The organism is Amycolatopsis pigmentata (assembly GCF_042684065.1).
Classification (GTDB): domain Bacteria; phylum Actinomycetota; class Actinomycetes; order Mycobacteriales; family Pseudonocardiaceae; genus Amycolatopsis_E; species Amycolatopsis_E pigmentata.
This window is the reverse complement of sequence record NZ_JBHUKR010000011.1, coordinates 46,600-60,131: the sequence shown is the minus strand read 5'-3', so window position 1 is coordinate 60,131 and position 13,532 is coordinate 46,600. Positions and strand designations below refer to the sequence as shown.

12 protein-coding genes are annotated in these 13,532 nt (G+C 68.6%); 8 read left to right on the top strand and 4 right to left on the bottom strand.

Annotated features, from left to right (window positions below):
* The first annotated feature begins 36 nt into the window (after nucleotides 1-36).
* Nucleotides 37-729: a G1 family glutamic endopeptidase gene (locus tag ACFSXZ_RS22375; RefSeq protein ID WP_378267099.1), complete on the top strand. Its 693-nt coding sequence runs from the start codon at nucleotides 37-39 to the stop codon at nucleotides 727-729.
* 489 nt (nucleotides 730-1,218) lie between these two features.
* Here ACFSXZ_RS22375 and rsmI read toward each other — a convergent pair whose 3' ends face one another.
* On the bottom strand, nucleotides 1,219-2,043 hold the full coding sequence (gene rsmI, locus ACFSXZ_RS22370) for a 16S rRNA (cytidine(1402)-2'-O)-methyltransferase (RefSeq protein ID WP_378267098.1): 825 nt from the start codon (nucleotides 2,041-2,043) through the stop codon (nucleotides 1,219-1,221).
* 108 nt (nucleotides 2,044-2,151) lie between these two features.
* Between rsmI and ACFSXZ_RS22365 the strand changes: the two genes are divergently transcribed.
* On the top strand, nucleotides 2,152-3,705 hold the full coding sequence (locus ACFSXZ_RS22365; protein WP_378267097.1) for a dolichyl-phosphate-mannose--protein mannosyltransferase: 1,554 nt from the start codon (nucleotides 2,152-2,154) through the stop codon (nucleotides 3,703-3,705).
* Between the two features lie 105 nt (nucleotides 3,706-3,810).
* Here ACFSXZ_RS22365 and ACFSXZ_RS22360 read toward each other — a convergent pair whose 3' ends face one another.
* Entirely contained in the window at nucleotides 3,811-5,544 is a 1,734-nt protein-coding gene (locus ACFSXZ_RS22360) for a serine/threonine-protein kinase (RefSeq protein WP_378267095.1), read from the bottom strand.
* Between the two features lie 187 nt (nucleotides 5,545-5,731).
* Here ACFSXZ_RS22360 and ACFSXZ_RS22355 point away from each other — a divergent pair, with 187 nt between their 5' ends.
* The gene (locus ACFSXZ_RS22355) at nucleotides 5,732-7,348 is read left to right on the top strand and encodes a hypothetical protein (RefSeq protein WP_378267094.1); all 1,617 of its coding nucleotides are present in this window, start codon (nucleotides 5,732-5,734) and stop codon (nucleotides 7,346-7,348) included.
* 50 nt (nucleotides 7,349-7,398) lie between these two features.
* Nucleotides 7,399-9,273, top strand: coding sequence for a propionyl-CoA synthetase (locus ACFSXZ_RS22350; RefSeq protein WP_378267093.1), 1,875 nt, complete (start codon nucleotides 7,399-7,401; stop codon nucleotides 9,271-9,273).
* 16 nt (nucleotides 9,274-9,289) lie between these two features.
* On the opposite strand, the gene ACFSXZ_RS22345 is transcribed toward ACFSXZ_RS22350, so the two are convergent.
* On the bottom strand, nucleotides 9,290-9,559 hold the full coding sequence (locus tag ACFSXZ_RS22345; RefSeq protein ID WP_378267568.1) for a GntR family transcriptional regulator: 270 nt from the start codon (nucleotides 9,557-9,559) through the stop codon (nucleotides 9,290-9,292).
* A gap of 365 nt (nucleotides 9,560-9,924) precedes the next feature.
* Here ACFSXZ_RS22345 and ACFSXZ_RS22340 point away from each other — a divergent pair, with 365 nt between their 5' ends.
* The 4 genes from ACFSXZ_RS22340 to ACFSXZ_RS22325 all read left to right on the top strand — a co-directional run bounded on the left by ACFSXZ_RS22340 (nucleotide 9,925) and on the right by ACFSXZ_RS22325 (nucleotide 12,086).
* Nucleotides 9,925-10,521, top strand: a complete 597-nt coding sequence (locus ACFSXZ_RS22340; RefSeq protein ID WP_378267092.1) for an HAD family hydrolase — start codon at nucleotides 9,925-9,927, stop codon at nucleotides 10,519-10,521.
* Nucleotides 10,464-10,652 carry an HAD family hydrolase gene (locus tag ACFSXZ_RS22335; protein WP_378267091.1) on the top strand — a complete coding sequence of 63 codons (189 nt, stop codon included), beginning with the start codon at nucleotides 10,464-10,466 and terminating at the stop codon, nucleotides 10,650-10,652. Before ACFSXZ_RS22340 ends, ACFSXZ_RS22335 begins: the two co-directional genes overlap by 58 nt.
* Nucleotides 10,653-10,752: 100 nt before the next feature.
* A complete protein-coding gene (locus ACFSXZ_RS22330) occupies nucleotides 10,753-11,562 on the top strand; it encodes an SGNH/GDSL hydrolase family protein (protein ID WP_378267090.1) in 810 nt (269 codons plus the stop codon).
* The gene (locus ACFSXZ_RS22325) at nucleotides 11,535-12,086 is read left to right on the top strand and encodes a TetR/AcrR family transcriptional regulator (protein ID WP_378267089.1); all 552 of its coding nucleotides are present in this window, start codon (nucleotides 11,535-11,537) and stop codon (nucleotides 12,084-12,086) included. The genes ACFSXZ_RS22330 and ACFSXZ_RS22325 overlap by 28 nt, the downstream gene beginning before the upstream one ends.
* Here ACFSXZ_RS22325 and ACFSXZ_RS22320 read toward each other — a convergent pair.
* The gene (locus tag ACFSXZ_RS22320; protein ID WP_378267567.1) at nucleotides 12,061-13,485 is read right to left on the bottom strand and encodes a pyridoxal-dependent decarboxylase; all 1,425 of its coding nucleotides are present in this window, start codon (nucleotides 13,483-13,485) and stop codon (nucleotides 12,061-12,063) included. The two genes, ACFSXZ_RS22325 and ACFSXZ_RS22320, sit on opposite strands and share 26 nt — an antisense overlap.
* Between the last annotated feature and the right edge of the window lie 47 nt (nucleotides 13,486-13,532).

The window sequence follows — 13,532 nt, the reverse complement described above, 5'->3', positions numbered from 1 at the left end:
ACTCCCCTCCCCGCAGGTGACCGGATTGGACCCGCCATGAAACCCTTCCTTCGCAAGGGCGCGACCGCACTGGCCGTCGTGGCCGCCGCCGCGTCGTCCGCGAGCGCGGGCACCGCCGCGACGGCCCCCGTGTTCGGCGCGCACACCTTCGCCGGTGGCAACTGGGGCGGCTATGTCAGCTTCGGCTCCTTCACCACGGCCACCGCGAGCTGGACCGAGCCATCCGTGACCTGCAACTCCACCAACGATCTGTTCGCGCCGTGGGTCGGCATCGACGGCGACGGCTCGTCCACCGTCGAGCAGACCGGCGTCGAGACCGACTGCTCCAGCGGTTCGCCGGTGTACCAGGCGTGGTACGAGATGTACCCCGCCGCGCCGGTCTACTACAGCAACGCGGTCAGCGCCGGGGACAGGATCACCGCCACGGTCACCCGGACCGGCACGAGCACGTACCAGCTTTCCATCAGTGACACAACCAAGGGCTGGTCGAAGAGCACCACCAGGTCGTTGTCCTCGCGGCACTCCTCGGCCGAAGCGATCATCGAATCGCCGACCGACTCGTACCCGGCCATCAACGGCGGCGTGACCTTCACGGGCGTCAAGTTCAACGGGTCCAACCTGGCGAGCACCAGCCCGTCGGCTCTCGACGCCGACGACCGGAACACCTACACGTGGATTCCGGGCTCGATCGCCTCCGACGGCACGGACTTCACCATCTCCCGGCACTGACCGTCCTTTGTGGACACCGGCTGCCTCCGGCGACTCCCGGAGGCAGCCGGACAGGCCAATACCACGAGGCGTCTCGTCCGTGTTGCTTCGGGTCGGTAAAAGCGAGGTGCTTCGCCGGTAAAAGCAACGACACCTGGGCCGTTCGGCCGCCGCGGACCCGACGACCGGGCGGTCGAAATCTTGCCATTCGGAGCAGCCGAGCGAACACTACTCACCAGTAACACTCCCCAGGGCAACAATTGCTTGGGTAGCCTGAGACGGTTCGCGGGAGACCGTCACCCGGGGGAGTGCATGGACACCAACACGCAGCGACGCAGAACCCGTCGTTGGCCGGTTGACGGCGTGAGTTACCCCATCGCCGGAGACATCGGTTACGTCGTCATCAACAACGCACAGCGTGACGTGACGGTCGAACTCAACGCCAAGGCGCTGCGAAACCTCCCGCCCGGCACGATCAGCAGGCGCATCATCTCCGCCGCGAAATTCGCGTTAGCCTCGGCGAGCTGCGAGGACGGCGTCGTAGAGCTCCTTCTTCGAGACACCCGCAGCGTCGGCCACCGCGGCAGCGGCGGTCTTGAGCCGCTCACCCGCCGCAACCCGTGACGACACCTCCCCGACCAGGTCGACCACACTGACGGCCTGCGGCCTGGCCCCTTCCAGTACCACCGTGATCTCCCCGCGGACGCCCTCGGCCGCCCACCGCGCCAGCGCGACGAGGGTGCCGCGCCGGATCTCCTCGTAGGTCTTGGTCAACTCGCGGCACACCACCGCACGGCGGTCGCCCAGCGCGCGTGCCGCTTCGTCGAGCGTCGCGGCCAGGCGATGCGGGGATTCGAAGAACACCACCGTTCTGGCCTCACCGGCCAGTTCGGCGAACCACCTGGCCCGCTCGCCCGGTTTCCGGGGCGCGAAACCGTCGAAGCAGAAGCGGTCGCTGGGCAGACCGGAAACCGCCAGTGCCGTGGTCACCGCGGACGGTCCGGGCAGGCAGGTGACCGGGAGGTCTTCGGCCGCGCACGCCGCCACCAGCCGATAACCCGGATCGGACACGCTCGGCATGCCCGCGTCCGTCACCAGCAACACGGTTTCGCCGGCACGCAGCGATTCCAGCAGTTTCGGAAGCCGCGCGGTCTCCACGTCCTCGTAAAAGCTGACCACGCGGCCAGACGGCCGGACATCGAGTGCCGCGGCGAGCGAGCGCAGGCGGCGAGTGTCCTCGGCGGCGATCACGTCGGCGCCGGCGAGCGCGGCGGCCAGTCGCGGTGAGGCGTCCCCGGAGTCGCCGAGCGGGGTCGCGGCCAGGACGAGAGGCATGGCGCCAGCGTATCGGCGGCCCCCGCGGCCACCGGTCGTGGTGGAGCAGGGTGAGGTTCCGGCCGGGTTGGCACCGGTCTCACCGGGTCGGCCCTAGGATCAGTCACCGTGACCGCCCTGTTGACCCGCCCGTATCCCGATCCGGTCGAGTCACCGCGTCCCGAGACCGACCGCGTGGCCAGCCTGCGCGGCAGGCCTCTGCCCACGGACCGGCTACGGGGCTGGGTGGTCACCATCGTCCTCACGCTGGCCGGCGCCCTCACCCGGTTCCAGAACCTCGGGTTCCCGACGGACCGGGGCACACCCGTCTTCGACGAGAAGCACTACGTGCCCCAGGCCTGGCAGATGTTGCGCAACGGCTGGTTCGAGGACAACGCCGGCTACGAACTGGTGGTGCACCCACCGCTGGCCAAGCAGCTCATCGCGCTCGGCGAGTGGATGTTCGGCTACAACGGCTGGGGCTGGCGGTTCGCGCCGGCGATCGCCGGCACGCTCATCGTGCTGCTGACCGTGCGAGCCGCGCGAAGGCTCACCAGGTCGACTCTGCTCGGTGGGGTCGCCGGCATTCTGGTGATCTGTGACGGGGTCCTCTTCATCCAGTCACGGATGGGGATGCTCGACATCTTCATCGCGCTGTTCGTCATCGCCGCGTTCGCGTGCCTGCTGGCCGACCGCGACCAGGTACGGGAACGGCTCGCGACCGCGGTCGCGGAAGGCTGGGCGGACGAGTCGCCCTGGGGGCCACGGCTCGGGTTCCGGTGGTGGCGGTTCGGCGCCGGGGTGTGTGTGGGCCTGACCTTCGCGATCAAGTGGTCGGGCCTGTACTACATGGCGTTCTTCGGTCTGCTCGTCGTCGGCTTCGACATCGCGGCACGGCGCGCTGCCGGAGTGCCACGACCGGTGCTGGGAACGCTGCGCCGGGACGTCGCGCCCGCGCTGTGGGCACTGGTGGGACTGCCGGCCACGATCTACCTGGCGAGCTGGTGGGCGTGGTTCGCCAGCGAGTCGGCGACGGACCGGCACTATGTGGAGATCAAGGACATCGCGCCCGGATTCTGGGGCTGGGTCCCGCCCGCGCTGCGGTCCCTCGGCGACTACTCGATGAACGTGCTGCACTTCCACGAAACGCTGCTGACCCCGAAGAACGACCCGCACCCGTGGGAGTCGAAGCCGTGGACGTGGCCGATGGGCCTGCGGCCGATGCTCTACTACTACGAGTCCGACACCCCTGCCTGCGGCACGAACTCGTGCGTGCAGGCGACGATGCTGATCGGCACCCCGGCCACCTGGTGGCTCGCGCTGCCGATGCTCGGCTGGGGCATGTGGCGCTGGATCTTCCGGTTCGACTGGCGGTACGCCGCCGTGCTGACCGGGTACCTGGCCGGCTACCTGCCGTGGTTCACCAACATCGACCGGCAGATGTATTTCTTCTACGCCACCCCGCTGGCGCCGTTCCTGGCGCTCGGGCTGACCCTCGCGCTCGGTCAGATCCTCGGCAGCGCGAGACGCGGCCTCGAACGGAGAGGCACCGGGCTCCTCGTCGTCTCCCTGTACCTGGGCCTGGTCGTGGCCAACTTCGCGTGGCTGTGGCCGATCCTCAACGGGGATCCCATTTCGAATGCCCACTGGCAGGCCGAACTCTGGCTCCCCTCCTGGCGCTGACGCAGCGCTGAACTTCGGCGGCGTTGCGAAGCAAGGAGTGTTTACTACGGACTATCCGTAGTAAACACTCCTTGCTTCGCAAAACAGCGGATACCGGCGCTGGATTCAGTGGCGTGGGGGGACGACCCGGGTCGAGGCGCGGGAGTCGTAGCGGGGCACGACACGGGTGACGGGGCCGTCGGGGGCCTTGCCCGCACGGGCCAGCCAGCCCTCCACCTCGCGGCGGACCGCGCCCAGGGTCGGGCGCCGGCGAGGCTCGGCGTCGAGCGAGGCCGCGAGCAGACGCGCGTGCGCGGAGCGCTGAGGGAGCCGTGACGGCGGTTCCGACCGGGCGGCGGCCATCAGCGCGGCCATCGGGGTCTCGCGGGTGCCGCGCGGCGGGTGGCCGGCGAGCGCGTAGCTCACCGTGGCGGCGAGTTGCCAGGCATCGGAAGCGGGGCTGGCCGGCGCGCCCGCGGCCTGCTCGGGAGCGACGAAGTCGGGCGTGCCGATCATCATCCCGGTGGCCGTCATCGAGGAGTCTCCCCGGCTGCGCGCGATGCCGAAGTCGATCAGGTGGGCCAGTCCCTGCGGGTCGAGGATGATGTTGGACGGCTTGATGTCCCGGTGCAGCACGCCCTTTTCGTGCGCCGCCTCCAGCGCGCCCGCCATCGTCACCCAGAGGCGCCCCGCGGCGACATCGTCGAGCGGCCCCTGCATGTCCACCGTGCCGGCCAGTGCCTGCCCTTCCAGGTACTCCATGACCAGGGCGAGCCCGTCCGGCTCCTCCACCAGGTCGTACACCCGGACGCAGTTGGGGTGGTTCACCATCGCCAGCGCCCGCGCCTCGCGGCGCATGCGCTCCTCGGTGTCGCGGTCGGGGGCGTGCGCGATCTTCAGCGCGACCGTCCGGCCCAGCTGGTTGTCCGTCGCCTGCCAGACGGTGCCGAATCCACCGTGCCCGAGCCTGCGCACCCGCCGGTAGCGGTCGCTGCCGTTGGCCGAGGACCCGGGCGGCCTGGGTACCGGGCCGGGCGCGGCCGCGAGTTCCTGGGCGGGAGCCACCGCGGTGGGCTTGTACGGCTGCTGGGGCGGAGGCGGCGGCTGTTGCCGTGACGGTTCGGGCTCGGGTTCGGGACGCGGTTGCTCACGTTCCTTCTGGCGGGTTCCCCGGTTGATGACCGACCACGGCGGCGGTCCCACCACCGCCAGCGGGATCAGGCCGAGCAGGCTGACCGGCACGAATCCGAGCCACAGGAACACCGCGGCGTTGGCCTCGACGGAGAGGCTCAGCACCGCGAACAACACGTAGGAACCCCACAGCAGGCGGCCTGGCCACTTCTGGCCCCGCTTCATCGCGCTACGGGCCTGGAAGATCATGAACAGCAGGGCGAGCGCGGGCAGGCCGACCAGGCCCCCGAGGTAATAGCCGTAGGCGAGCACGTCGCCGGACTGGTAGAAGAGCACCTCGAAGCCGTTGCGCCCCCCGCCGAGGTACTTGCTCTGGGTGCCGATGAAGGGGCAGTAGCTCTGCCTCAGTGTCCCCAGGTCGGCCGCGGTCAGGCCGGACCGGACACCGGCGTTCACGTCGCGGTAGACGCCGGAAATGCCGGTGAACAGGAGCCAGGGCAGGAGGAACTCGAACAGCAGCCCGGACCCGCCGATCACCCCGAGTGTGGCCGGGTTGTAGTTGTTCCCGGTGAACTTGCGCATCACGGCGACGATCAGCGCGGCGAGCACCGGGAACAGCGCCACGAGGCCGCCCGCCGCGATCGTCGCCCACACCCAGTCCCCCGGGCAGAACCCAGGCTGGAACAGGTTGTGCGCGAGCGTGAGCAACCAGCTTGCGAATCCGTTCACCGCCGGTTTCCTCCTGCTCGAATCACTTTGCGGACTTCCAGCCTATTGGTCGCCCGTGGGACGCGGGCGCCGCCCGGCGGGTTGCTTTCCCCGGGCTTTTGTCGACCCCCTAAGTCGACCACACGAACGAGTGAACCATGCTACTCTCAGCTCCCGTCTTGGTACGAGCTGTCAGTGGAGGGCCCGGATGCGACCCGCTGAGGGACAGCAGCAGGGTTATATCCGTTACCGACAGCAACAAGGCAGTACACAGGACGACACGACCCGGTATCTGTGTGCCGCGGCCCATCTCGATTCCGCCTTCGCCGACGAGGCGATCCGCGAATTCCTCCTCGAGCCCACGCGGCCGGTGCCGCCGTCCCCCGGCATCCACGCGGCGAGCGTGCTCGTCGAGGCCGTGGCCGCGCGGACGAGGCGCAAGGTGCGCGACGGCGCCCTCGCGGTGCAGGCTCTGACGTTCGTGTGGCTGGCCTGGGGCTCGGCGCTCCTGCACGGCTGGATCGCCGTGGCCGTGATCGCCTCGGTGCCCGCGATCTGGCGACGGTCGGCGACCAGGACCGCCGCGGCGCTCAAGGTGGCCGGTTGTGTCGCCGCGCTCGTGGCCGCGCCCTTCGTGGCCACGAGATTCTCCGCCGACGCGCTGCGTGCGCTCGTGGGCAACGGTTCGTTCAGCTCCGGCTCGGGCGGTGACGTCCAGAGCCTGGCCGCGCTGATCCTGTGCTTCCTGATGCTGGTGACGCTGGTGACCGACCGGCTGATCGTCTGGCAGCTGGCCTACGGCCGGTTCGGCCGCCGCGCCCGGCACCTCCCGCCGAGCAACCCGTTCGACCAGGAACGGATGATCCTCAACCTGAGTCCTCCCGGGTTCCTCCGGCAGATCGTGCGCTACGCCGCGCCGACGCCGGAGCTCGGCGGTGCCGCGCCGCTCGTGGTCTACCGCGGGTCCGATCCGTTCATCGGGGCCGGTGTCCGCCGGGTCTCCTGGTCCGTCGCGCTTCCGCTGGAAAAGCTGCCCGAAGGGAAACCGGACGGGTCACCGTTCGGGGAGCTGACCACCGCCGGACTGTACGAATCGATCCGGATGGCCATGAACTCGTTGCGGCACAACGACTTACTGTCGCCGGGCGAGCGGTTGCGCGGGTTGAGGACGGCCGAAGCGGTGTACGTGCCCGCGGACAAACTGATCGATCAGCTCAACCGGCCGGAGGTAACGGCTTATCTGTCGCATCCGGACGGTCGGCCCAGTCCACTGCTGCCCGCCGAAGAGGTGCTCGCGCGGCGGACGCAGCCGAAGGAGTGGGCCCGCTACTACCTCGGCTTCCACCTCGCGGCCTGGGCCGGCGACCTGACGCTGTCCGGTTTCGTGCAGGCGGCCGCGGGCGACGGCATGTTCACTCTGGAATGGACACAGTACGTCCTGCCGCCGGTCCGCGAGGAGTACCGTGCGATCGACAAGCCACCCGGCGGACTGCTCACCCCGATTCGTGAAGCGGCGTTGCGGTGGCTCAAACTCCCGGCCAGCATCGTCGGCCGGACCGTCCACACGCTGGGCGTCCTCGTGCCCGCCCACCGGGAGCGCGGGGTGTTCAACTCCGACGCCTACGGTTCATTGCGGACACTGCGGGAGATGGGCGCCGACGACAAGGTGCGCGACCATCTGCAACTCTCCGACGTGAGCCGGTACGAGAACATCATGCGTGCCACGCTGGTGCGCGCCGTCGGTACGCATCTGCGGGACTGCGGCTACTCGCCCGAGCGGTTCGAACGGTGGGCGGAAGGCCTGCCCGGCACGAATCTCGCCTGAGCGTTCCTCCCCTTACAGTTACAGGTGTGGCTCGACGAGGAGGGCAGGACATGGGTACCTATTCCCAGGAATACCAGCGCAGCCTCAACGACCCGGAGGGTTTCTGGCTGGACGCGGCCAAGGCGATCGACTGGAGCCGCGAACCGGCCCGTGCGCTCGACGCGGGGAGAGCCCCCTTCTACCGCTGGTTCCCGGACGGCGAACTGAACACCACCTACAACGCGCTCGACCGGCATGTCGAACGCGGCCGTGGCGACCAGGCCGCGCTGATCTGGGACTCCCCGGTCACCTCGGCGAAGCGCACCTACAGTTATGCCGAACTCCGTGACGAGGTGGCCCGTTTCGCGGGCGGTCTGGCTTCACTCGGCGTCGTCAAAGGCGACCGGGTGATCATCTACATGCCGATGGTGCCGGAGGCGGCGATCGCCATGCTCGCCTGTGCCCGGATCGGCGCGGTGCACTCGGTCGTTTTCGGTGGCTTCGCGCCGAAGGAACTCGCGGTCCGCATCGACGACGCGAAACCCAAGGTGATCGTCGCGGGGTCGGCCGGGATCGAGCCGGGCAGGATCGTGGAATACAAGCCGATCATCGACGCGGCCTTGGCGACCACGACGCATCAACCGGACAAAGTCGTCGTGCTGCAACGAGAAGCCGCGCGGGCGGAACTCGGCCCACGCGATGCCGACTGGCACGAACTCGTCAGGACAGCCACGCCCGCCGCGCCCGTACCGGTCGCGGCCACCGATCCCCTCTACATCCTCTACACCTCGGGCACGACCGGGAAGCCGAAGGGCGTCGTGCGGGACACCGGCGGCCACGCGGTCGCGCTGGCGTGGTCGATGGGCGCGGTGTACGGCGTGCGGCCTGGCGACATCTGGTGGACGGCGTCCGATGTCGGCTGGGTGGTCGGGCATTCCTACATCGTCTACGCGCCCTTGCTGATCGGCGCCACTTCCGTGATGTACGAAGGAAAACCGGTCGGAACACCGGACGCGGGCGCGTTCTGGCGGGTGATCTCCGAACACCGGGTGAAGACCCTGTTCACCGCACCGACCGCGCTGCGGGCGATCAAACGGATCGACCCGGACGCGCGGGAACTCGCGAAATACGATCTTTCTGCCTTCCAGACGTTGTTCATGGCCGGTGAACGGCTCGATCCCGAGACCTACCACTGGGCACACGGCACTCTGGGCGTTCCGGTGATCGACCACTGGTGGCAGACCGAGACCGGATGGCCCATCGTGGCCAACCCGCGCGGCTTGGAACCGATGCCGGTCAAGGCCGGATCGGCCAGCGTGCCGGTGCCGGGATACGACGTGCGGATCCTGAGCCAGAGCGGCGAAGAGCTGCCCGCGGGCCGGGAGGGCGCGATCGCGATCAGGCTTCCGCTCCCGCCGGGCAATTTGCCGACGCTGTGGGGCGACGACGACCGGTATGTCGAGTCGTACCTCTCCCGGTACGAGGGGTACTACCTGACCGGCGACTCGGGCTTCTTCGACGAAGACGGCTACCTGTTCATCATGGGCCGCACCGACGACGTGATCAACGTGGCCGGCCACCGGCTGTCCACGGGCTCGATGGAAGCCGTGCTCGCCGCGCACCCTGCCGTCGCCGAATGCGCCGTGATCGGCGTCCGCGACGAGCTGAAGGGGCAGGTGCCGCGCGGACTCGTGGTGCTCAAGGCGGGCGTCGAAATCGACGAGGACACCCTGCGCGAGGAACTGGTCGCCGCCGTGCGCCGGGACATCGGGCCGGTCGCCGCCTTCCGCCAGGTGTCTATTGTGGACTCGCTGCCGAAGACGCGGTCCGGCAAGATCCTGCGCAAGGCCATGCGCGGCATCGCCGAAGGCCGCGACGAGCCGGTGCCCTCCACCATCGAGGACCCGTCGGTGCTCGACGCCTTGCGCGCCGTGCTCCGGCCATAGTCGAAACCGACCACCATCAGCGGGGATGTGACCCGGAAGCTTGTTCGGGCTGCTGCCGGGCCACATAACTGCCTTTGGAACGGATGGTGATGACGAGGCCGCGGTGCTGGAGAAGGCGGGTGGCATGGCGCGCGGTCCCGAGGGAAACGCCGTATTCGAGGGCCAGCTTCTTCTCCGCAGGAAGCGGCGTATGTGGTGTCAACTCACCTGCAGCGATGCGATTCGCGAGATGCTCGGCCATCTTCTCGTAGATGTATCCAGGCGACTCGTCCAGTACATGGCTCATGATCTGGTCCTCCAGGTCAGCCGGCTTCGTCGTGGTCAGCATGTGAAACGGCACCCGGCGCCGGGGCCGTTCCGCAGGCGACAGCGGTCGCGATCGGATGCCACCTACGGCCCGGGGGCACCGGAGGTTCATCCCGGCGCCGGGTATCTGACGTGAACGTAAGTGGTCTGGACGATGAGAACCCGAACTGTCAGCTCGGCTGACCTGTCCGTCGTGGATTGTCAGCCAGGCTGTCCGATACGCACGGCGAGCCAAGACGTGCCAACGATTCATTCGCCATTGTCTGGGACCTTTCCCCGTGGCTGCAGCCAGACGAAATGGTACCTCTCCGGAATCACATCGTCACAGATCGCAAGCTTCTCGGCATGTCTACCTCCGCCGCATCGCCACGCACGTTGGTCCTTTGGGACATCGACCACACGTTGATCGAGACACGCGGCGCTGGTCGGGCGATCTATGAGCGCGCCTTCCTGGCCACCACCGGCGCACCCCTCACCGAGCTCGCTCCCGTCTCCGGCCGCACTGAGCTCGACATCATGCATGACTCCTTGCGGCTCAACGGTCTACACCCAACCGGTCAGGCGATCGCGGATCTCGCCACGGCGCTGGCGCGGGGTTACGAAGACGCCCGAGAAGAACTCGCGACGACCGGCCGTGCTCTCCCTGGAGCGAAGGAAGCATTGGAGACTTTGGCTCGCGACCCGACAATTCACCAGGCCGTCCTTACCGGCAACCTTCGCGAGGTGGCGAGGGTCAAACTAGAGGTGTTCGGACTCGATCAGTACCTCGACCTGGACAGCAGCGCCTACGGCGACGACGCCGCCGACCGTGCGGTACTGGTGAGAGTCGCCCACGGCGGGCGGCGAACCGCACAGGCGGCGGATTCGACGGTGCGCACACCGTTTTGGTCGGCGATACGCCGAACGACGTACGGGCAGGCCTTATGGCCGGAGCCCGGGTGATCGGCGTACCTACGGGGAACAGCACCGAAGAGGAACTACGTGCGGCAGGGGCGACGAACATCGTTGCCAGCCTGGTCGACGTCGTGGCGCTCCAAGAGTTCATGGAAGCTACGGGGCTCTCTCATCCGTAGCGGTCCGCGTCCGATCGGTCGCGAACTTGGAAGTAGACAGTGTCTACGCCAATTTGCTACACAGTATCTCCCGAATGAACGTGGCGTGACGGAGATCTGAATGAACTACCAACGTTTCGTGGCGCTGGGGGACAGCTGTACCGAAGGACTGTGCGACCGCTACCCGGGTACCGAGCGATACCGCGGCTGGGCCGACCTGACCGCGACCGCACTGGCCGCGAACAACCCGGAGTTCCGCTATGCCAACCTCGGTGTCCGGGGCAGGCGACTCGATCAGATCATCGTCGAGCAGATTCCCACCGCGCTGGACCTCAAACCGGACCTGGTCGCCCTCTTCGGCGGCGCGAACGACGTGATGACGCGCAAGTTCCGGCCGGAGGTGGTGGCCAAGCGCGTCGAGGCGGCGGTCCGCATCCTCTGCCGGGCCGTTCCCACCGTCGTGGTCTTCACCCTCAGCGACGTGTCCAACCGGATGCCGGTGGCAGTCCGGCTCTCTTCCCGTCTGGACGCGCTCAACGACGCCATCCGCTCGGCCGCTTCGGCCCACGGCGCCCTCCTCGTCGACCTGCGGGAAGAAGAGGCCGTCCGTGACCTGCGGTATTTCGGGCCGGACCGGCTGCACCTGTCGGAACCGGGTCACCGCAGGCTCGCCGCGCATCTGTTGACCCGTCTCGGCGTCCCGCCCGACCCGGCGTGGCTCGCTCCCCTGCCGGGTGCGCCGCTGAACCCCGGTCTTCGCGCGCACGCCGGATGGCTGTGGCACGAGGTCCTTCCGGTCGCGATGACCCGGACCCGCAACTGGCTCACCGGCCGCTCGCCGGGCGATGGTTTCGCCCCGAAACGCCCCGAACTGCTGCCCGTCATCGCCGACGAACTGAATCCGTGGACAGCGCTGCCCGGCGGCGTCTGATCTCCAGCGCGATCACACTTCTCGGTGTCGAGGGCGTCGGGGCGGTCACACTCCGGCGGATCGCCCGGGAGGCCGGGGTCTCCCACAGCGCACCGCTGCGGCATTTCGACGGGCGGACCGCGCTCTTGTCCGCGGTGGCCGTCGAGGGGTTCGCGGAACTACGAAGGCTTGGCGAAGCGCTGCCGGACGCCGCTCCGCTCCAGCGGTTGCTCGCCGCGTGCCGGCTCTACCTGGCGTTCGCGCTGGACAACCCGGCGATGTTCGAGTTGATGTTCCGGCAGGACCTGATCGACGCGACCGAGCCCGGTCTCGCCGAGCAGAACGCCGCGATCCTCGGGCTGTTCACCGACCTGGTGACCAGCGCGCAGACCGACGGTTGGCGTCCCGGGACCGACCCCAAGGTGCTCGCCGTGTCGTTGTGGGCCGCGTTGCACGGTTTGGCGGCGCTGTGGCGGTGGGGTGGGCTCGCCGACGCGGACTTGGGCGCCACCCTCGACGTCACGCTGGACGCATATCTCGGCTGATCCGCCGGATCGTGGCCCAGGCCTTGGCGATGTGGTCGCTCGTCACCGATGGCGCTCCGATGGCCATGCGGAGGAAGACCCGCCCGGCGACCCTGGTGTGGCTCAGATACAGCTCGCCGGAGTCGTTCAGCCGTTCCAGCAACGCCATCGTCTCCTCATCAGTCCATAGTGGACGGAAGCACACCAGTCCGAACGGGTGGTGCGGGCGCACCTCGAAATCCGGGTCCGCGGAGACCAGCGCCGCGAACTCGTCGCCGAGTGACACCATGGTGCGAAGGTGTTGCCGCAAGCCCTCGGCGCCGTACCAGCGGATGACCGACCACAGTTTGAGCGCGCGGAACCGGCGGCCCAGCGGCACCTGCCAGTCCCGGTAGTCGATCACCTCGCCCGAGTCGCTCGCCTGGTTGCGCAGGAACTCCGGCATGATCGACAACGCGCCCGTCACCGCCTCGCGGTCGGCCACCCACAGCACGCCGCAGTCGAAGTTGGTGAGCAGCCACTTGTGCGGGTTCGTCGCGTAGGAATCGGCGTACTCGGCGACTCCGTCGTTGATCCAGCGCAGTTCCGGGCAGATCGCGGCGACCCCCGCGTAGGCAGCGTCGATGTGCAGCCAGATCCCGTGTTCGGCGCAGACCGGGCCGATCGCGGCCACCGGGTCGATCGCGGTCGTCGAGGTGGTGCCGACGGTCGCGCACACCATGGCCGGCACTGCCCCCGCCGCGATGTCCTCGGTGACCAGCGACCGCAAATGCCCGGGGTCCATGGCCAGCGTCAGCGGGTCGACGTCCACGACTCGCACGTTGTCCGCGCCGATCCCGGTGATCCTCGCGGCCTTCTCCAGTGCGGAATGGGTCTGGGACGAGACATACAGGGTGTATCGCCGGGTGATGCCACCGGCCCGGATCTCGCCGCCACTCGTGCGATGCAACGCCGCCAGCAACGCGACCAGCGCGGAACTCGACGCGGAATCCTGGATCACCCCACCGCCGGTTGAGTCGGTGCGGAACCGGGCCGGCAGGCCGAGGAGTTCGGCGAGCCAGTCCACGACTACGGTTTCGAGCTCCGTCGATGCGGGGCTGGCGGCCCAGACCAGGCCCTGCACGCCGAGCCCGGACGAGAGCAGGTCACCCAGAATGGCCGGGCCGCTGGCGTTGCTCGGGAAGAAGGCGAAGAAGCTCGGGTGCTGCCAGTGCGTGATGCCCGGCATGATCACCCGGGACACGTCCTCCAGCACCTTTTCGTAGGGCTCGCCCTGCTCCGGCGGATGCGCCGGCAGCGCGGCCCGCACTTCGCCGGGCCGGGTCCGCGCCCCGACCGGGTAGGACTCGATCGTGCTCAGGTAGTCGGCGATCCAGTCGACCACCTGCTTGCCGTAGCGCCGGAACTCCTCCGGAGACATGTGCGCCGCCATAGCCCGACCATAGGCAGCGTTTCCCCAGTACACCA